13 protein-coding genes and 1 tRNA gene are annotated in these 19,840 nt (G+C 67.6%); 4 read left to right on the forward strand and 10 right to left on the reverse strand.

Features of this window, described 5'->3' with window-relative positions; genetic code table 11:
- Window positions 1-276: 276 nt before the first annotated feature.
- The 7 genes from E8A74_RS16400 to E8A74_RS16435 all read right to left on the reverse strand — a co-directional run bounded on the left by E8A74_RS16400 (window position 277) and on the right by E8A74_RS16435 (window position 12,408).
- The gene (locus E8A74_RS16400) at window positions 277-2,457 is read right to left on the reverse strand and encodes a molybdopterin-dependent oxidoreductase (RefSeq protein ID WP_136929957.1); all 2,181 of its coding nucleotides are present in this window, start codon (window positions 2,455-2,457) and stop codon (window positions 277-279) included.
- 66 nt (window positions 2,458-2,523) lie between these two features.
- Window positions 2,524-3,312 carry a hypothetical protein gene (locus tag E8A74_RS16405; RefSeq protein WP_136929958.1) on the reverse strand — a complete coding sequence of 263 codons (789 nt, stop codon included), beginning with the start codon at window positions 3,310-3,312 and terminating at the stop codon, window positions 2,524-2,526.
- Window positions 3,313-3,389: 77 nt separating this feature from the next.
- Complete coding sequence (locus E8A74_RS16410) at window positions 3,390-4,454, reverse strand: HEPN domain-containing protein (RefSeq protein WP_136929959.1); 1,065 nt, start codon at window positions 4,452-4,454, stop codon at window positions 3,390-3,392.
- A 9-nt stretch (window positions 4,455-4,463) separates the two neighbouring features.
- Window positions 4,464-5,750, reverse strand: a complete 1,287-nt coding sequence (locus E8A74_RS16415) for a DUF262 domain-containing protein (protein ID WP_136929960.1) — start codon at window positions 5,748-5,750, stop codon at window positions 4,464-4,466.
- Window positions 5,751-7,271: 1,521 nt separating this feature from the next.
- Window positions 7,272-9,272 carry a transketolase gene (tkt, locus tag E8A74_RS16425; protein ID WP_136929962.1) on the reverse strand — a complete coding sequence of 667 codons (2,001 nt, stop codon included), beginning with the start codon at window positions 9,270-9,272 and terminating at the stop codon, window positions 7,272-7,274.
- A 398-nt stretch (window positions 9,273-9,670) separates the two neighbouring features.
- Complete coding sequence (locus E8A74_RS16430; protein WP_232379592.1) at window positions 9,671-10,618, reverse strand: type 1 glutamine amidotransferase family protein; 948 nt, start codon at window positions 10,616-10,618, stop codon at window positions 9,671-9,673.
- A 122-nt stretch (window positions 10,619-10,740) separates the two neighbouring features.
- Complete coding sequence (locus E8A74_RS16435; RefSeq protein ID WP_136929963.1) at window positions 10,741-12,408, reverse strand: zinc metalloprotease; 1,668 nt, start codon at window positions 12,406-12,408, stop codon at window positions 10,741-10,743.
- 117 nt (window positions 12,409-12,525) lie between these two features.
- Here E8A74_RS16435 and murJ point away from each other — a divergent pair, with 117 nt between their 5' ends.
- The 4 genes from murJ (at window position 12,526) to E8A74_RS16455 (ending at window position 17,328) form a co-directional block, all read left to right on the forward strand.
- Window positions 12,526-14,181, forward strand: a complete 1,656-nt coding sequence (murJ, locus tag E8A74_RS16440) for a murein biosynthesis integral membrane protein MurJ (protein WP_136929964.1) — start codon at window positions 12,526-12,528, stop codon at window positions 14,179-14,181.
- A gap of 56 nt (window positions 14,182-14,237) precedes the next feature.
- Window positions 14,238-14,804, forward strand: a complete 567-nt coding sequence (locus E8A74_RS16445) for a protein-tyrosine phosphatase family protein (RefSeq protein WP_170229168.1) — start codon at window positions 14,238-14,240, stop codon at window positions 14,802-14,804.
- 126 nt (window positions 14,805-14,930) lie between these two features.
- A complete protein-coding gene (locus E8A74_RS16450) occupies window positions 14,931-15,353 on the forward strand; it encodes a DUF2231 domain-containing protein (RefSeq protein WP_136929966.1) in 423 nt (140 codons plus the stop codon).
- Between the two features lie 418 nt (window positions 15,354-15,771).
- Window positions 15,772-17,328 carry a L,D-transpeptidase gene (locus E8A74_RS16455; RefSeq protein ID WP_232379593.1) on the forward strand — a complete coding sequence of 519 codons (1,557 nt, stop codon included), beginning with the start codon at window positions 15,772-15,774 and terminating at the stop codon, window positions 17,326-17,328.
- A gap of 31 nt (window positions 17,329-17,359) precedes the next feature.
- Here E8A74_RS16455 and E8A74_RS16460 read toward each other — a convergent pair whose 3' ends face one another.
- The 3 genes from E8A74_RS16460 to E8A74_RS16470 form a co-directional block, all read right to left on the reverse strand.
- Complete coding sequence (locus E8A74_RS16460; protein WP_136929968.1) at window positions 17,360-18,100, reverse strand: hypothetical protein; 741 nt, start codon at window positions 18,098-18,100, stop codon at window positions 17,360-17,362.
- A gap of 118 nt (window positions 18,101-18,218) precedes the next feature.
- A tRNA-Met gene (locus tag E8A74_RS16465) sits at window positions 18,219-18,295 on the reverse strand.
- A gap of 195 nt (window positions 18,296-18,490) precedes the next feature.
- Complete coding sequence (locus E8A74_RS16470) at window positions 18,491-19,816, reverse strand: energy transducer TonB (RefSeq protein ID WP_136929969.1); 1,326 nt, start codon at window positions 19,814-19,816, stop codon at window positions 18,491-18,493.
- Window positions 19,817-19,840 lie beyond the last annotated feature (24 nt).

Consider the following 19,840-nt stretch of genomic DNA (forward strand, 5'->3'; position numbering starts at 1 on the left):
GCCCCTGGACCCGGACCAGCCAGGGGCTGGACCCAAGCTCGATGAACTGCGCGATGCGCAGTTCATCGAGCAGGCCCGGTCAAGACCGGCAACGACCCTGCCCACCAAGACAGCCGCGCTGCGGGTTCGGCGGGCACCCCGGCTTCTTCGTCGGCCTGTTTGAAAAACTGCGCACCGCGCAGTTTTTCAACCCTGGGTCCAGCGCCTCGCTGGTCCGGGGTCGAGGGGGCGGACAGCCCCCCGCGGGGACCGGGGCAGCGCCCCGGCGACGGCGCTTCACACAGGAGTCCCCGCGTCCGCCGCCTCCACCGTCACCGGCACCCCATTCAGAATGGCCGTCCCCGTCAGCGGCTCGACGTGCAGGTCGTCGGTGATTGCATTCGCGTTTGCGCCTGGCACGCCCGCGGCGACGCGCATCGTGTCGGCTGCTGCGGCGTGCCCGTGCCCGTGGGGTAGGCTCACGACGCCCGGCATGACGTCCTCGGTCACGGCCATGGCCACGACGACCTCGCCCACGCGGCTGCGGACGCGCACGCGTGTGCCCGAGGTGAGGCCGAGCCGCGCGGCGTCCTTGGGGTGCACGAGCAGCATCGAGCGGTCGGGGCCCTTCACGAGCGAGGGCACGTTGTGCATCCAGGAGTTGTTGTTCCGCATGTGCCGCCGCCCGATGAGCACGAGGCCTGCGGCGGCGGCCTCGTCCAGGAATCGCTCCAGGCGCGGGACGTCGGCGAGGATCTCGGGCGGGGCGAGGCGTACCTTTCCGGTCTTCGTGCGCACGCGCTCTCGGAACATGGGCCGGAGCGGGCCGAGATCGATTCCGTGTTCGGCCTTTTTTAGTTTTTCGAGGTTGAGCCCCTTCGAGGACGGGAGGAAACGATCGCCGTAGGGGCCCGTCCGGAGCAGGACGTCGAGCAGGCCGTCGGCGCCGAGTTTGTTGAGGAGACCAACGAGGCGCTCGGCGGCGGCGCCGAGGGGCGACGGTGACAGGCGTTTTCCGAGCAGGCTCGCCGCGAGATCCACGAGGATCTCCACGTCGTCTTTCGTGTCCGGCGGGGGCTCGATCACGGGCGCCGACCATTTTGCCGTGTTGCGGACCGCGAGCGTGTGGAAGAGCAAATCGTAATGGCTGCGCTCGAGCGCGTACCGCGGCGGCAGGATCAGGTGCGCGTGGCGGGTCGTCTCGTTCAGGTAGATGTCGACGGCGACCATGAAATCGAGGTTCGACAGGGCTCTCCCGATCCGCTCGCCATTCGGGACCGAAAGGACCGGGTTGCCCGCGACAACCACGAATCCGCGGATCTGGCCGGGGCCGGGGGTCTCCATTTCTTCGGCCATCGTGGTGGCGGGCAGGTTCCCGCCGACCTCGGGCAAGCCGCGGACGCGCGAGCGGAAGCGGCCGTGGCCGCCCATACCGAGGATCCGCGCGATCCGCACGACGTCGGCCGCGGGCGTCGCGAACATGGCGCCGCCGGGGCGATCGAAATGGCCGGTGACGATGTTCAGGGCGTCGACGAGGAAACTCGACAGCGGGCCAAAGGCGCTCGTGGAGAGGCCCATGCGGCCATACGCGACGGCGCGCGGGGTCCGGGCGAATTCGCGGGCGATGCGGCGCACGTCGGCGGCCGGGATGCCCGTGGGGCCTTCGATCCGCTCGGGCGCGAAGCGCGCGGCGATCGCACGGAGCTCGGCGACGCCGTCGGCGAGGTCGGTGAGGGCGCCGTTGTCGTAGAGGTTCTCCGCGAAGATGACATGGAGCATGCCGAGGAGGAGGGCCGCGTCGGAGCCGGGGCGAATGAAATGGTGCTCGTCGGCATACGCGGCGGTCTCGGTCTTGCGCGGGTCGAAGAGAATGAACTTGCCGCCCCGCTCGCGGACGCCGGCGAGCCTGTTCCGGACGTCGCCGAGGGTCATGATGCTGCCGCCGGAGGCCGCGGGGTTCGCGCCGAAGACGAGGAAATAGTCCGTCCGGTCGATGTCGGGGAGGGTCAGGCTCGTGGCCTCGCCGAACATCTGGAGGGCGGCGTAAATGCGGGGATTGGCGTCCTGGGAGTTCGAATCGAAGCGGTTCTTCGTGCCGAGCGCCATTCCGAGCAAATTCGCGCCGAGGATCGCGCCGTGCCCGTGGGCCGTGGGATTGCCGAGGTACATGGCGACGGAATCGGGGCCGTGCGCGCGCTGGAGGGCGGCGAGGCGCTCGCCTGCCTCGGCGAGGGCCTCGTCCCAGCCCACGCGGACGAAGCCTTGGGCCGTGCGGCGCAGGGGGAAGCGGAGGCGGTCGGGGTCCTCCTGGAGCTCCCGCATGGCCGGGCCCTTGGGGCAGATGTGGCCGCGGGAGAAGACGTCGTCCCGGTCGCCGCGGATCTCGACGACGCGGTTGTCCTCCACGGCGACGCGCATGCCGCACATGGCCTCGCAGACGTTGCACGTGCGGAAATGAATGGTCGGTGGATGCGCCATCGAAGCCTCCCCGCGAGAACCATCCCCCTTGACAGGAGGACTCAATCCTGCCTCATCTCACCCGTCTCAGCCACCTGGCGGCGCGGGCGCCGGCTCCGCCGCGTCGAGCTCATCGTCTGCGTCGCTTTCGCTGCGCTCCGGAGCGATCGCTGGGAATCGCCGGGCTGCCGCGGAATCGTGTCGTGACAGGTAGCGGCCGAGGTGGAACACCTCGGCATACGTGCGGTGCCAGGCGGTGTAGGCGCGCCGGCGGAGGTCACGCGGGGAGCCTTTCGGCGGGTCGTCGCCGCCGTCGAGGATCTGGAGCAGCTCGGTCGCCTCGGCCTCGGCGGTCTGGAGGTCAGCCTCCGTGATCGGGGTCTTTCCGTTGACGCCAGCCCAATGGCTTCGGAAGAGCGAGACGAGGCGCAGGGTGTCATCCGCGTCGTCGCGGATACCGCGTCCCCGCTGGATATCGGAGAGGACCGTGCTCGCCTCCTTGTTCGTCCGGAATGCCGGCTTCGCCCAGCCGAAGAGCGTCTCGTCGTGGCTCCGCACCTTGGCGACGAGCTCACCGCGCCGCGCCTTCTGGTCGCTGGTCCATGGGGTCTCGACGGCCAGGTCGGCGGCGTAAAAGACGAGCTGGTTTGGTTCGAGCGCCGCAAAGTCGGCGGCACGATCGGTTGCGCGCGAAGCGGATAGCTCGCTCTGGAGGAGCGGAAGGAGCGGCTCGAACTCGCGCCGCAAGATGCCCGTGAGCCGAGCCGCACGCTCGCGAGAGATGCGCGGGCGAAGGAGGATGTCGTCCGGGAGCGAGAGGAGCGCGGGCCTCTTCGCCTCGAAGAGCTCGTTCATCTTGGTAGCTTGGGGATCCATGGCGAGCCTCCTAGGCTGATTCCCCGCAGCCATACCACGCTTACCGTCACGAAGCCAAGGGGCGATGGCCTACATGCTCACGGCCACACGACGGCATCCCTACCATGAAGGAGATATAGCTGCGTTCCTTTCGTAACTCTAAAATCAACACGGAGGCCGACACTTTTGGCCGTTGAATCAACCTCCACGCTATGCAAGTCTTGACCATCCACCTGGATGCCCTTCACCTGGCCCCAACGATCTACACGGCCATCGCGCACCCCGAAGATTGGTTGTTCCACGGACACTCTGCATCCTGGCTTGGCTACGACTACCGCATCCCCGCTCTTTCGGAACGGACCTTCGAGAATGTCACCAAGGTTCACGGAAGCGCCGGATTTCTTGACGTAGCGCCTATTGAGATACTCGCCCACAACCACTGTATGCAGTGAAATACAATATGACTTCATGAACGCCAGAAGCTCTCGCATGTCGTCTGGTCCGAGCAGGCTACCTGAGCCGCTCCCTGCATGCGCAACCTGATTTCGATACTCCACGAGATCTTCGAGACGCACATCGATAGTTGTCAGCGGAACGGGATCTCCAGGCGTCACACCTTGCATAGCAGAGTACCAGTTCACCAACGCGTCAATGCATCTCACCGACTCGTTGATCTTCTCGATCCCGAGCGAGCTGAAAGCGGATTGGACAACGCTGGCTCGAAAATTATGTTCATGATAGACGACCGCATCTCGATTTAGCCTATAAGGCGACTGGCCAGAAAGGCAAAGATGGAGATTTGCAACAACACTGGCCTCGGTTAGTCCTGCATACCGCCTACCCTCTCCAAGGCGCCCCCGAGCGAGCAATTCGGCCGATTGCTTGAGATGCTTGTAACGCAGCCCTTCATGAAGATCCGTATAGCTGGTAACAGATGCCTCAAGTTCGGCAAAAGCCCAACCGAGTTCTTCCACAAACTTCTCGAAGGCTGAGTAGAGCGCCACGATGAACGCAGCACCGTCAAGCCGTCTTCGAATGTTCAAATGGCGCCGAACATCCGGATCGGCATGACTAGCGAGCAGCACATTTACCTTGTCGATCGAGTATACGAACGCTTCCAAATCGCCAAGGATAGCCAGGACCTCATCGAGAGTCGAGCGCATCGTTCGACCTCATGCAGATAGCTTGGCGAGCGCGGCGTCGAACGCTTCCTTCATTCGCACATTGCGTTCCTGGGTTTGTGCACTATTAGTGCTGCGCCCCGCGAACAGCTTCTTGTGCATAGCGTACATGGTTCCAAGTTGCGTGAGCAGTTCTTGCCGCCCCTGAACGAGCGACTTGCGCTTGTTCCCCTGTGCATACTGACTCGCAACAAACATGAGGGGGTCGTAGACAATTTTGGTCGGCCGGCCCTGGTGCTTCCCACTCGGGCCGAGCCTACAGAAAGCGGTCGCCCCGAGAACAGAGAACAGGAACTCAACCGTCCGTTCGAACATTGTTCGATATGATTCAAGAAGGCTTACCGAAAACTTGTTACCTGCACTCAAGAACCAATCGAGCAGCGCGGATATTTTATTCAGACCACCCGGAAACGAATCGATCTGGCGGTAGGCGAAGAATCGCAAAACCAGCTCAACATCGTCCATTCGTTCAAACATTCGACGACCTACATTGGTAGAATCATCACGCTCTTCCACGTCCTCGTCTTCTGTCACGGTCGAACTGGACTCGCCCGGGATGCCCCACATGGCTCGGAAGGTGGCATTTCTGGAGAGGTCGAGGCAAAGCTGGTTCAGGGGACCGGGGTAGACAGCGTTTCGAGCCTCCTGCGAGCTCAGCGCAACTCCCCCCGAATTGAGCCTCTCAAATACCATCTTCTTGAGCTGTGCGGCCTGCTCTTCATCTGGCGCCGTTTCTTTGAGGAGGATAATGGCTGAGATGTACCGCCGATCGATGCCAACACGGACCTTACTGGGTAGCGTTGAATAAGTCCTATCGTTCAACTCTGGCCAATATTGAAGTCCACAAAGAACGAGTTTATCAGCGTAAAATTCACTAAGCGCAGTCAACCGCTGCCTGCCGTCCATCACCTCAAACCGTGCAAAGTCCCGCTCGAAAAGAAAAACGGGAGGCACAGGTACATTCATTAAGAACGACTCGATCAACCTCGATTTTCGTTCGTCACTCCAACGGTGTCGCCGTTGATATTCTGGATCGAGCTTGTACCTAAGCTCGCGCTCGGAGCCATCCTTCAGGTCAACGGTCTCCTCTAGCATCGAAAGGATGCCTGCCAACGGGTAGCGAGCTGATTCAGTAACTATGCGAACTTCACCTTTGACATAACGACTGTTGAGGTCCTCGTCGGTGGCCGCCGACAGATCATCGATTGGCTTAAACACAATCTTCTCATTCGGCAATAGACCAGCAAGCGCCCGACCTTTTGCTTCTTTAGAACTCATGACGGCTCCTCCAACCGAACGTAGAAATCGAGTTCCTCAATCGGTGTCCGCAGAGTGCGCTTAAACTGATCCGCCTGACGCTTTCCCCGAGACGATAGACCCGCAGAGCGTACGGTCAAGATGCGTAGCTTACAGCGGGCTCCGTGCAGCGCATCAAGCATAATGTCCTTCGGCCGTGCCCTGCGGTCGTGAATGCCTCCAAATCGAATCATCATCCGAGCTCCCGGCGTGCAAGCCCCTGCCACATTGGTCCATACAGCCGCAAGTTGTTCAGCGAAGTCCATCGCCGACCCATGGGATAGCTGGCTGGGCTGCCGATAGGTGGTCGTCGGTGGACCGCCCATGAACCAATATCGAAGCCACTGATCGGGAACATAGGTCCGCATACCGAAATAGGGCGGAGACGTCACCACGACCGAGAACCTATTTCCGAGGGTGGCCAGCTTTAGCGTCCTACTGTCCTCGCAATACACACGAAACGGGACGCCTACGGGTGTGGATGCGAAGTAATGGCGTGCCTTCCGACGAACAAGCTCCAAGCTATCGACATAAATGGGGCTTAGGATATTTTTGGTCCAAAACCGGACGGCATAGTCTGGCTTTGCCGCATAGGTCCGTGGCATTTGATTTGACAAGTAGCCAGGGGCTCCCTTGTTCCGCGGCCCATGCAAAATGCCGAGAATCAGAGCTCGCAATGCCTTACGCCCGGGCGAGCGACAATCATTAAGGAGCGCAGAGCGCAAACGACAAAGCTCGGTGAGCGTCTTGGGGTGATAACAGAGTGACCAGAAGTCTCCCTCGGGTATGGTGGCGGCTGTGTCGCATGCGAGTATTTCCGCGCATGCCGTTTCGACCTCATCAGCCGATACATTCACCAACTTCCCTTCGGCGATCGCGGTTGCAACGGGATTGCTGTCCACGCCGACCGAACGCAGTCCGAGGAGGCGAGCTGCGTAGTTCGTGCTTCCCCGACCACAAAATGGATCCAAGACCCACGCGTCGGAGGCAACCCCCGCGAGCTGTTTCACAGGAACCGACAAGGGAAACATCGTGAAATAAGGGCAGATCGCGTTTAGCCTCTCCTGCTCGAGGGAGGATTCACGAACTCGGAACACCAAAAACCACCTCTTGGGAAGCTAGGAAACGCGAGGTGATCCGTGCTGTCAAGGCGTCAGGCAAGGCAAGCACGTAGTCCAACGGAAGGCAGCTAACTGACCGGACGCGCCAGCTCCGCTACCCCCGGGCCCGATGCCGGTTCACTAACAGGTATTTAACGAGCTGCCATGATCCACGGATCGTAGCCGCACCCATCCGCGGATCCCTTCCCCCAGCGTCCCCCGCTCCGTACCGCTCGCGCGGGAACCCCTCCGCCCCGCCCCTCGCTCCCGCCCCCCTCCCCCGTTACACCCTCACGAGAACGATCACTCGCGCCAGCTCCCCCACGAGCCTCCCCGCACGCCCCCTCGGCCCCTCCACCTCCCGCGGAAGGGCCAAACCACGACGCGTCGCTCTCCCAGCCTCTCAGCCCCGCCGCATCGCGCGAATCTTCCCCGCGACGACGTCCGCCGTGAACCCAAACGCCTTGGCGAGGTCCTTGTCCGGCGCGGAGGCGCCGAAGTCGTCGCGGCCGATGACGAGCCCACGCTCGCCGGCGAGCGCGCGCCAGGGCATCGTCGAGCCCGCCTCGATGACCACGCGCGGCGTGCCGGGGGGCAGGACCTCCTCGCGGTAGGCTTGATCCTGCCGCTGGAATTGCTCCAGGCAGGGCATCGAGACGACACGCACGCGGTCGCCTTCGGCTTCGAGGATCTTCTTCGCGTCCATCGCGAGCGAGACCTCCGAGCCCGTCGCGATCACCACGACGGCCGGCGGGCTCTTCGCAGCATCCGCGAGGATGTAGCCGCCGCGGAGCATGAGCTTCGGATCAAACCCCTCGGGCCGCGGGAGCTCGGGGAGCTTCTGCCGGGAGAGCGCGAGCGCCGTGGGGCCGGAGCGGCGCAGGAGCGCGTGCGCCCAGGCGGCCGCGCATTCGAGGCTGTCGGCGGGCCGGACGACGTCGACGTTCGGGATGAGGCGGAGCGACCAGAGGGTCTCGATCGGCTGGTGCGTGGGGCCGTCTTCGCCGAGGAAGATGCTGTCGTGCGTGAAGACGAAGACGCTGTGCAGCTCGGAGAGGGCCGCCATGCGGATCGCCGGGCGCATGTAGTCGGCGAAGACGAGGAACGTGGAGCCGAAGGGAATGAAGCCCCCCGCGAGCGCGCAGCCGTTGACGAAGGCGCCCATCGCGTGTTCGCGGATGCCGAAGTGGATGTTGCGGCCAGAGAAGTCGCCCTTCTGGATCGCCGACGAGCCCTCGATGTACGTCTTCGTGGAGGGGTTCAGGTCCGCCGAGCCGCCGACGAGCGAAGGCACGAGGGCAGCGGCGCGTTGCTCGATGGTGCCGGCGCTCTGGCGCGTGGCGGCGTCCTTGCGAGGCGCAGCCTTGACGAGCTCGTCGAAGAGGTTTTCGGGGACCTCGCGGCGAATGAGGCGGCGGTAGAGGGACGCAGCTTCAGCGTCCTTTTGCTCCAGGGCGCGCATGGCCTCGTTCCAGGCCTCGTGCGCCTTCTGGCCTTCGGCGGCGCGGGCCGCGAAGATCGCGCGGACGTCGTCCGGGATGAGGAAGGTGGGCTCGGTGGGCCAGCCGATCGCCTTCTTGGTGGCCTCGACCTCCTTGGCGCCAAGCGGCTCGCCATGGGCCTTGGAGCTGCCCGCCTTGCCCGGCGAGCCGTACGCGATGACCGTGCGCGCAACGATGAGCGAGGGGCGCGCAGGCTCCGCGACGGCCGCGTCGAGGGCAGCGCGGATCTGCGCGTGGTCGTGGCCGTCGATCTTCTGGACGAACCAGCCGTACGCCTCGTACCGCTTGCCGACGTCTTCGCTGAAAGCGAGGTCGGTCTTGCCGTCGATGGTGATGTGGTTGTCGTCGTAGAAGAAGACGAGGTTCGAGAGGCCAAGGTGGCCAGCAAGGCTCGAAGCCTCCGCCGAGACGCCCTCCATGAGGTCGCCGTCGGAGGCGATGCCGAAGACACGCGCCGTGGCGACGTCCCCCTTCCCGCGGAAGCGAGCCTCCATCATCTTGAGCGCGGCGGCCATGCCGACGGCCGTGGAGATGCCCTGGCCGAGAGGGCCGGTGGTGACCTCGATGCCGGGCGTGAGGTGCACCTCGGGATGGCCAGGCGTGCGCGAGCCGAGCTGGCGGAAGTGCTTCAGCTCGTCGAGGGAGAGGTCATAACCCGCGAGGTGGAGCAGGCCGTAAAGGAGCATCGACGCGTGGCCCGCCGAGAGGACGAAGCGGTCACGATCAGGCCAGCTCGGGTCCTTGGGGTCGTAACGCAGGTGTCGCGTGAAGATCTCAAACGCGATCGAGGCAAGGCCCATCGGCGCACCCGGGTGGCCCGAGTTCGCCTTCTCGACGGCGTCGACCGCGAGCATCTGGATCGTGTGGACGGCCTTCTTCACTGTCGAGTCGTCGATGTGCATCGGTTCCTCCGCGCGCGTCTCTAGGCGAGATCACGCCAGAAGGAAAGCGGACGAGCAGGTGGAGCGCGATGTCGACCACGACGTAACGCCGGGGTTTCACCCCGGACCCCGACCAGGGGTTGTCCACCCCTGGACCCGGACCAGGCACGGCCTGGACCGGGGGTTGAAAAACTGCGCGATGCGCAGTTTTTCAAACGGGCCGACGAAGAAGCCGGGGTGCCCGCCGAACCCGCAGCGCGGCGGTCTCGGTTGGCAACGCCGCTGCGGGTCTTGACCGGGCCTGTTCGATGAACTGCGCATCGCGCAGTTCATCGAGCCTGGGTCCAGCCCCTGGCTGGTCCGGGGTGCAGGGGGCGGACAGCCCCCGCTGGGGCTTGGGGCAACGCCCCAATCTCCCCTCAGGCCGACGCAGCTTGCGCCGGACGGTCCTGGATGGGCGGGGAGGCGAAGATGTCGGCTTGGCTTTCGCTCGGCGGGGGCAGCTCCACGTAGCCGCGGAATTGGGCGAGCATGTTGAAGCGGCGGGCCATCCAGCCGGGGATCACGAGGGCGTAGGTGCGGGCGAGACGGCGCGGGTCGTCGAGGGTGCGCAGCATCGCTTGGTAGGTGAGTTCGCCGTAGGCGGCTTTGAAGGCGGCGGCTTGTTCGGGGCGGGAGACCCAGTTCATGACGCCGGGACGGTCGGCTTCGGGGTGGAACTGGACGGACTCGATGCCGGCGGTCACGTCGAGGCCGAGGATGGCGCGGCCTTTGGACATGCCGTCGCGGCTCTCGCGGGCGAGGAGGGAGCCGCCGAGGGATTCGAGCAGGCGCTCGTCGAGGTCGACGGCTTCCCAGCTTCGGTGTTCGAAGGCGAAGAGACGGTCGCCGAAGGGGCGGAGGAGCGGGTGGGCTTGTCCTTCGGGGGTCGTGTAGATGGGCATCACGCCGAACTTGCGCTCGGTGCGGGGCACGACGGCGGCCAGGCGGAAGTGCCGCACGACCATCTCGAACGAGTAACAGATGGCGAAGAGCGCGCTCTGCTCCTCGCCGCCGCGGATGGCGGACTCGGCTACGTGGTCGAGGAAGCCCGAGTAGTCCGTGACCCACGGCATGCCGTCGCCGTCGTAGGGGGATCCGGGGCCTCCCGTGGAGATGTAGAGGTCGTAGTCGCGGGGGACGGGGTTTTGGGTGTCGCGCGGCGAGCATTCGCCGAGCACGCACTCGAGGTTCGGGTTCTGGCGGCGTACGCGGTCGAAGAACGTCGACACGATGCCACGCAGGCACCGCATCGCCTGGTTGACATGGCCGTTGTTCATGTCGACCAGGCAGATCCGCAAGGGGAGCTGTCGCGGCTCTCCGCTCACGTCACCAACCTCCATCCGGGGAAATTGCAAAACGACCCATCACGCGCGTGACCTCTGCATCTTCCCCCGGCGCCGCGATGGTCGTAGCACGAAGCCCGAGCGCCGAAAAGACAGCATTTCTGTCACTTTCCACGCAGAGTCCAAGCGACCGCTCGCACGACCGGATCTTCGGATTGCGCTGCAATTGCAGCGGATTGGCGCGCCTCGGACGGGGCAAACCGAGCGAGCGAGCGGAGCGCGGAGACGCGTAGATCGGTGCTCGTGGTCTCCCGGGTCGCCAGGGTCTCGGCGAGCTTGACGGCGCGGGTGCGCTCGTCGCCTTGGGAGACGCGGACGTAGGCGCCGAGCGCGCGGGCGCGGAAGAGCTCGGAGGCCTTGTCGTCGAGGACGAGGGCGCGGAGCGTGCTCGGCGCGGAGGCGCCGGCGATGCGGAGCGCGAGGGCCTCGTAGTCGCCTTTGCCGTGCGCGCACCAGACCGCGCCGAGGACACGCTCGAGGGGCGTGGGGTTCGCCGGGAAGGGCTTGTTCGGGCGGCGCGTGGCGGCGAGGGCGAAGGGCGGCGAGGGCGGGAGCGGCGGGGCGAACTTGCCGCCGATGGGCGCCGGATCCGCGGGCGCAGGTTGGCCGCCTTCTTCGAGGATGCCGCGGTAGAGGGCGCTGCCGTGAAGGACGCGCTTTTGCGCCTCGGTGAGGGCGAGCGCGCCGTAGGCGATCGGGAACATCGTGTTCGAGACGTCCGGGCAGTTGTCGGGGTTCGACTGCATGACGGACGTCGGGCACTCGACGGTGTCGCTGAGCGGATCGGTCTCCTCGACGGAGAACTCGGTCGTGTGGAAGAGGCCCGCGAGGTGGCCGACCTCGTGGCGGAGGACGCTGGCGTCGTACTCCGGGTTGCCCGAGGGCATGTAGGCGACGCCGCTCATGGTGGTGCCTTGGAGCACGGGGCTGCCGGGGATGCCGCCTGCGACGCCGATGGCCTGGCCGAACTCGGAGCCGAAGCTGCCGATGACGAAGAGGTTCAAGGCCGGCCCGTGGGCGAGGCCCGCCGAGGAGGCGAGGAGGCTTCGGTACTCGTTGTACGTGCCGACGTTCGTGAAGCTCGCGTCGAGCGGGAGGAAGGTGACGTTGCCGAGGCCGAGGCCGGCGTAGTCGACGAACATCTCGCTGAGGACCTGGTTCACGTAGTTCTGCGTGGTCGAGTTCGGCGCGAGGAAGACGTTCACGTCGACGACGCCGCCGTGGAAGAGGCCGTCCTTCGTGCGGCGGATCCACACGTCGACGTGCGCGCTCTCGAGCGAGCCGTCGTCGTCGCCGAGCGCGATGCGCCACTGGCCTTGCTGCATGGGCCAGGCGTTCGAGGCGTCGGACTGCGGGTTCGCGCCGCCGACCCAGCCGTAGCTCGCGAAGGCGGGGGTGTTCTTGCCGGCCATCGCGTAGTTGAAGATGACCGGGTCGCCCGTGGGAGGGCGGAGCCGGCTGATGCCCACGACGTCGTTCAGGTTCGCCGCGCCGACCGTGACCGTGAGGCCGAGGGCGCGGTCGGGGACCTCGAAGGGCTGGAGCATGTTGAGCGCGACGTCGCCGAGGTCGATGTGCTCGAGCGACTGGAGCTCACTCGGCCCCGCCCCCACGCCCGAGCCGCCCGCGCCGATGCCGCCGGAGCCGCCCGCGCCGCCCACGCCGGGGCCCGCGGTCCAGGTCTCGCCGCCTTCCCCGCCGGTGCCGGGGGTCTCGGTGCGGGTCGTCGCGCCGCACGCGGCGAGCGTGACGAGCGCGATCGTGCTGAGCATGGAGGACCGGAAAACGCCGGCGGACGAGGAGCGGAGGCGAGCCGAGAGCCCACGGAAGGCGGTAGGTGCAAGCATCTCGAGATTCTAGCTCGCGCCGCATTGGGGTAGAAGCGGCGCGTGCAGAGCGTCGAGACAGCGGCGACGGGGACGAAAGCCCCCGAAGGAGCACCTCCGAGGGCAGGAGGCGCGCGATCGGCGGCGCTCGTCACGGCGGGCATCGTGCTGTCACGGCTCGTGGGGCTCGTGCGGCAGCGCGTCATGGCCCACTACTTCGGGACATCGGCTTGGGCGGACATGATCGCCGCGGCGTTCCGCGTCGGGAACATCACGCAGAACCTGATGGGCGAAGGGACGTTGTCGGCGACGTTCATCCCGCTCTACGCGCGGCTGCGCGGCGAAGGCAAGAGCGAGGAGGCGGCGCGGTTCGCGCGGTCGGCGCTCGGGCTTTTGCTCGTGGTGGTGGTGGCGGCGTCGGCGCTCGGCGTCTTGTTCGCGCCTTGGCTGTCGTGGCTCGTGGCGGCGGGGTTCGACGAGGAGAAGCTCGCGGGGACGGCGACGATCGTGCGCATCGTCTTCCCGATGACGGGCCTGCTCGTGTTGTCGGCGTGGGGGCTCGGGGTGCTGAACGCGCACCGGCGCTTCTTCTTGCCGTACGCGGCGCCGGTGGTGTGGAGCCTCGCGCAGATCGCGGCGCTCGTCGTCGCGGGGACGTTCCTCGGGCAGCGGGGCGGCGCGCTCGCGACGGCGCTCGCGTGGGGCGCGTTCGCGGGGGCGTTCTTGCAGGTCGTGGTGCTCTTGCCGGCGGCAACGCGAGCGCTGCGGGGGCTTGGGGGCGCAGCTCCGCTTGCCGGAGCGAAGCCCCCAAACGTCGACCACAGCATTGCGCCGCGCTTCGACGCGAAGGATCCACACGTGCGGGAGGCGGCGGCGCGGCTGCCCGGCGCGCTCGTGGGTCGGGGGATCATCCAGATTTCGGGCCTCGTGGACACGTTGCTCGTGAGCTTTCTGGGCACGGGCGCGAACGCGACGTTCGGCTACGCGCAGACGATCTATCTGCTGCCGATGAGCGTGCTCGGGACGGGCGAGGCGGCAGCGGCGCTGCCCGAGCTGTCCCGCGACACGGCGGAGGCGGACGTGGCGAAGCGGAACGCGGCCGTGCGCGCGCGGCTCGGCGCGTCGCTCGCGCGCATCGCCGTGCTGACGGTGCCCGCGACGCTCGTGTTCGTGCTGCTCGGCGGGGACCTCGTGGCGCTGCTGCTCCAGACAGGGACGTTCGATCAGGCGGCAACCGCGCGGGTCAAGCCGTTGCTCGCGGCGTACGGGTTCGCGCTGCTCGGGAACGCAGCGGGGCGCGTGCTGACGACGACGGCGTATGCGCTCGGCGATACACGGACGCCGGCGCGGTTCGCGGTGCTGCGGGTCGTCGTGAGCACGGCGCTCGCGCTCGTGTTGATGCGGCCGCTCGGCGTGCTCGGCGTGGTGCTCGGCGCGGTGATCGCGGGCTGGGTGGAGACGTGCGCGATGGGGATCCGGCTGTCCCAGGCAATCGGAGGGCTCGGGCTGGAAGCGATTCGCGGCGGGCGGATCGCGCTGCTCGGTGGGCTCTCCGTGGGCGCAGGTGTCCTCGTGCGCTCGGTTCTGCCCGCGTCGCTCGAGGGGACGGCGATCGGCGCGATGCTCTCGCTCGGGACGTTCGGAGCCGCGTTCGTGGTGCTCTGCCCGCTGCTCGGGCTCTTCGATGTGCGCTCGCTGCTGCGACGAGCGCGGCGCTGACGCCGGGGCGTCGAAACGCGATGGCGGCGCGGCGCCGATCGCTGCAAGAACGCAGGGTGACGCCCGGCAAGATCCTGCACCCCGCGCTCCTCCATCCCTACCGCGCCGCGTTTTACGTGTTCCTCGCCGCGCGTCGCACCCTGGTGGGGCTGTCGCCGGATCGAGGCTGGCGGACGTGGATCACGCCAGAAATCATGATCGGCGGCTTTCTCATGCCGAGCGACATCGCCGAGCTCGAACGGCAAGGCGTGCGCGCCGTGGTGAACGCGACGAGCGAGCTCGTGGAGCCGCTCGGCACGTTGCGCGCCGCAGGCATGGCCTACCTGCAGATCCCCTGCTGGGACATGCAGGTGCCGAGCCTCGAAGACGCCGACCGCGCGCTCACGTTCCTCGCCGAGCACATCCAAGCCGGGCACCGGGTCTACGTGCACTGCGCGAGCGGCGTCGGCCGGAGCGTGGCGCTCGCCGTGTGTTACCTGGCGCTGCACGAGGGCATGAGCGTCGAGGAGGCGATCGCATGGATCCGCGCGCGGAGGCGGGTGGCGATGCGTGAAGGGCAACTTCGCTTCGTAAACGACTACGTATCGACACGCGGGCGCCGAGGGAGCGCGGAGAAGACGTAGTCCGAGGAACGCGTAGACCAAGGAACAAGGAGATCACGGGCGCGGCGCGCGCAAAGCACGCCGCGGTGGCACGGCCCTTCCAATCGAGGTCCGAAGGAGGCGCGAGCGCCCCCACCTGGAGACCCCATGAGAACGATCGCGCCCGCCGGCCGCGGGGACGTGCACACGCTGCTCATCGTGCTCCCGCTCGTCTTCTTCGCGATCTCCCTCAGCTTCGACGTCGTCGCGATGCTCTCAGGCGCGCACGTCTGGGGCGTCGCGGCCGCCATGAACCTCGCAGCAGGGCTCGTGAGCGGCTCCCTGTCGTCCGTCTATTTCGCGCGAGAGCACGACCAGTACCGGCCAGGCTCCCGGGCCCGCGACCTGAGCTTCTTGTTCCTGTGGCTCTCGATCTGCGCGCTCCTCCCGTTCGCCGTGAGCCTCGTCCTGCGCGTCGTGCATCCCGAAGGCGTGACGCCGTCGGCAAGCGTCGCACTCTCGATCATGGCGCTCGGCGTCGCGACACTGGCAGGGTGGCTCGGCGACGAAGCAGCCCGGGAGCGGGTGTAGGAGAGGTGGAGCTCCACGGCGTCTCGCCGGGGTTTCACCCCGGGCCCGACCAGGGGTTGTCCACCCCTGGACCCGGACCAGCGCCAGCGCTGGACCTTAGGTGGAAGAACTGCGCTCCGCGCAGTTCTTCCAACAGCCAGGGGAGATGCCCATCGCAACGTCGGCGCTGCGGTCTCGATGGGCAAGCACGTCGCCGGTCTTGACCCGGCCTGTGCGATGAACTGCGCATCGCGCAGTTCATCGTCCTGGGTCCAGCGCCTCGCTGGTCCGGGTCCAGGGGCGGACAGCCCCTGGTGGGGCCTGGGGCAACGCCCCAGCTCCACGCCCCCAGCCAAAAACCACGAGACTTGGCCCATCGACGCGAGGTCTGGCATGCGTCGCTTCGATGCAAGACGATCGCCCTGGCTCGAACCGGCCCATGCGCCTCGGGCTTCCGCTCCTTTGCGTGCTTGCGCTTGTGCCCCTCGGCTGCAAGGGCGGCAATGCTCCTGCGCTTGCGAAGGGCGAGCCGACGGAGGAGCCTCCGCCCGAGGTGCCTTCGCCGCCGGCCGATGGGCCGAAGCTCATCGTCTTGCAGAGCGGCACCGTGGTGTATGACCGGCCCTCGACGAAGGGGCGTCCGCTCGGGGAGCTTGGCGCGGGGGCTGCCGTCGCGCGCTCCTCGGAGCCGTTTGCGCGAAAGGAATGCCCAGGCGGCTGGTACGTCGTGCGGCCGCGTGGCTTCGTGTGCGCGGGGGAGGCTGCGACGACGGATCCGTCCCTCGCCGTTGCGCTGCCGCCCGGCCCGGATCTCTCGCGCGCCCTGCCTTACCGCTACGGCCGCGCCCGGACCGAAGGCGTGCCGCTCTACACGCGCTTGCCGATGCCGGCCGAACAGACGACCGAGGAGCCTGATCTGAAGCGCTACCTCAACAAGCGTGGTTCGCTCGACGCTGAGATGCTCGGCGCGGCCGCGAACGACGTGCCTGTGGATCCGCGCGGCGTGCCCCAGGGCCCGCCTGTGCTCATGCCCGGGGTCGACGGCGCGGATGCGGCTGGCAAGCGCACGGTAGGCTCGTTCTTCGCGTTTCCGGCGTCCGCGGTGGCGCCGCTCGCGCCGCTCGCGTCCCGCGTGGCGGACCTGAAGAGCGGCGTCTTGCGCAAGGGCAGCGGCGTGGCGCTGGCGGGGTCGTTCGTGGCGTCGGTCGCGTCGAACGCGGGGGAGGGCCGGCGCTTCGGTGTGACGCCCTCGGGGCAGGTCGTCCCGATCGACAGGCTGAAGCCGGCGCTCGGGACGACGTGGCATGGGCTCGACGTGGAGAAGGTCGGGCTGCCTGTCGCCTTCGTGCACAAGTCTGGCGTGACGGCGTGGAAGCTACGCAAGGGCGAGGCCGAGCCGGACGAGGACGAGGAGCTCGAGCGGCGCATGGCCGTTCCGCTCAGCGGGAAGTTCCGGACGGTGAACGGCGTGCGCTTCGAGCAGTCGCGCGAGGGCTACTGGCTGCGTGCGCAGGACCTCGTGGTGATCGTCCGCCGGACGAAGTTCCCGGATTTCGCGAAGGGCGATCAAAAGTGGCTGGACGTGAGCCTGGCCAACCAGACGCTCACGGCCTACGAGGGCCAGAAGCCGGTGTACGCGACGCTGATCTCGTCGGGACGCGACGTGCTGAAGGAAGCGGCCGAGAGCGCGTCGACGGCGCGCGGGACGTTCCGGATTCGTAAAAAATGGGTCACCACGGCGCTCGACAGCCGCGAGGTGCACGGCGACTTCGAGGTCGCCGACGCGCCCTGGGTGATGGAGTTCGAACCGGGATACGCGCTCGCGGGCACGTATTGGGGCGATGGGCTGGGGGAAGCGCAAACTTTCCATGCTGTCGCGCTCTCGCCCGTCGACGCGCGCAGGCTCTTTCACTGGTCCGGGCCGGAGCTGCCAGAGGGTTGGCACGGCGTGACCGACGCGATGGGCGAAGGGACGATGGTCGTCGTTCGGCCGTAGCGCTCCGGGGGCTCCGCGCGGACAAGCCGAGCTACGCCCCGAAGCCCGGAAGCGGGAGCAGGACTGTCCCGCAGCGTGACAGGCTACCGAGCAGGCTGTGCGTTCCCTGCTCGCAGGTGGTCTGCGCGGATCGCGATTGCCCCCGGCCGTGACACCGCGGCCTGCGCGCCGCGCTGCGTCTCGCGTCGCCCCGTGCGTCTCTGCGACGCTCCCGACGAAGCCACCCCGAAGGCTCGATTCTCCCGAACAACACACGCGAAACGAGCATTCCTTCACGCAAAGTCGCGTGCGTCACGTGGGGGCCGAGCGAGCGCGCGGGAGGCGCGGAGGGCTCGGCACGACCCTTGCCGACGAGCACGCACGTCACCGCGCCCTTCGCTCGCAAGAGAGGCGACGGCGGAGGAAACGCGTGGTCCGACGACCGGATCGCGTTCAATCCCGCGGCGGCAGAGGGACGAACCATGGCTTCCAAGACGACGACGACGCGCACGAAGAGCGCAGCCAAGCGCGGAGCGACAACCACGGCGCGCAAAGCCTCCGCTGCGACCAAGGGCGCGGCGAAGAGGACGACGAAGAGCGCCGGCAAGCGGGCCGCGGCGACGAAGGCGACCACGCGAACGGAAACGGCCGGACGCGCGACGACGCGCAAGGCCGCCCCTGCGAAGCGCACGGCTGCGAAGAAGACGACGCGCAGCGCCGCCGGACAACGCACGACGGCGTCCAAGGCGGCTCCGGCGCGGGCGCCCCGGAAGAGCGCCTCGACATCGCGCAAGTCGGCGACGGGAAGCCAGGCCCGCACAAGCGGCCCCCGCAAGGCGGGCGCTCGCTCGGGTGCGAGTCAAACTCGACGCGGGAGCGCTGCGGCTCCTGTGTCGTCGAGCGGTTGAAGCTGGTGCCGAAGGAGGGAATCGAACCCCCGACCCGGCGCGTATGAAACGCCTGCTCTAGCCAACTGAGCTACTTCGGCGGAAGCGGCGCGGACTATGTCGAGGGACGACGGGCCTGTCAAGCGGGCAATCCGTCGAGGGGGTCTTTCTCGCGAAGAGCGTGGGCAAACCCACGCGCGAAGCCGGTGAAGAGGAGGCCGAGGGCGCTTGTCCTTCGGCCCGCCAGTCCGCCTCGTGAAGCGTCCTGAGAGCTTAAAGGAATGTGTGTCCGCGCGTCAGGGGCGCGCAGGATCCGGGGGGCGCACCGCGGGGTTCTTCGCGACGAAGGGCATCGACCAGGCGAACGTGGGCCCGAGCTCGCGCGGGAGCGGCTCGAAGGGAGCGCCGCGCAGGACCGCCTGCCGGCAGTTCTCATCGAACTCGGGGATGCCGCTCGGCCGCGCCACACGCGCGCTCGCGACGCTGCCGTCGGCGCGGATGACGAACGCCACCACGACCGTGCCGCCACGCCCCTCCGCGATCGCCCAGCGTGGGAACGCGTCCTTCCAGAGCGGATGGATCCGCGCGAGCACGCGACGCACGTAGTCCATGCGGCGCTTGTCGAGCGCGCTCGCGTCGAGGCCTGGGCCCTGGCCCGTGCCGAGCGGATCGGCGACGGAGCCGCGGCCCGCGCTGCCACCCGATCCCGGCGCCGTGGGCCCGTTTTGCCCACCGGTCCCGTCCCCCGGTGCGCCGCCCGCGGTGCTCGCGTGCACGATCGACTGGAGCGCGAGCGCGGCCTCTTGCTCGCTGTCGACGCGGTCTGAGGGTCGTCCCTCGTGATCCGCGGGCACAGACGGCGTCCCCGCCGTCACCCAGGGGCGCGCGAGCGGCACCTCGGCGCTCGCGCGCGCGTCCTTGCCAGGCGCCCCATCCCGCGCGCCGATCCCCTCGGAAGGCGCCGCCACGCCCTCCTCCGCGCCGCCGACGGGCCGCGCCGCCTCGATGCCGTCGGGCGGGAGCGCCGCGGCGCCGAGCGCGCCTCCACGCCGCGTGGCGCGCCCGGCGCGGGAGCCGCCCGAGGACGGATCGTGCACGGCGTACGTGCGTCGCTCGGGTCGACTGCCGGAGCGACCACTCGCGAGGAAGGTGAGCTCCATCGGTTCACGGCTCGCGCGTCGATCCTCGCGGGACGCGCGCTCCTCGCCCGCGTCGATGCGTTGCACCTGCGTGCGATCGATCCGCGACGGGACCTCCGTGACGAGCGCGCGATCGTCCTGCCGATCGGCGAGGTTCGTCGCGCGCGCCGAAGCCGTGTCCGTGCCGCCGCGACCCCGCTCGCCCGTATCCGGGCGCGGCTCGGCCTCCCCTCCCCCGCGTGGAACGGGGACCGCCGGCAGCTCGACGAGCTCGCCGGCGATCGACCCTTCGCTCAACGTCGGCAGCTCGATCTCCACGACTTCATCGCGGAGCGGCGCGTGCAGCCCTCGGAGCGCGAGGCCACCTGGCTCCGCACGAGAAGCACGCGCGAGCAGGGCGCCGCCGGTCGCGAGCAGGGCGAGGTGCACCACGAGCGAGAAAAAACTCGCGGAGACGAGCCTTGCTCTGTCGATGCTCCGCACGCCTCCAGTATGCCTCGTCTCGGC

It is taken from the genome of Polyangium fumosum (assembly GCF_005144585.1).
Lineage (GTDB): Bacteria > Myxococcota_A > Polyangia > Polyangiales > Polyangiaceae > Polyangium > Polyangium fumosum.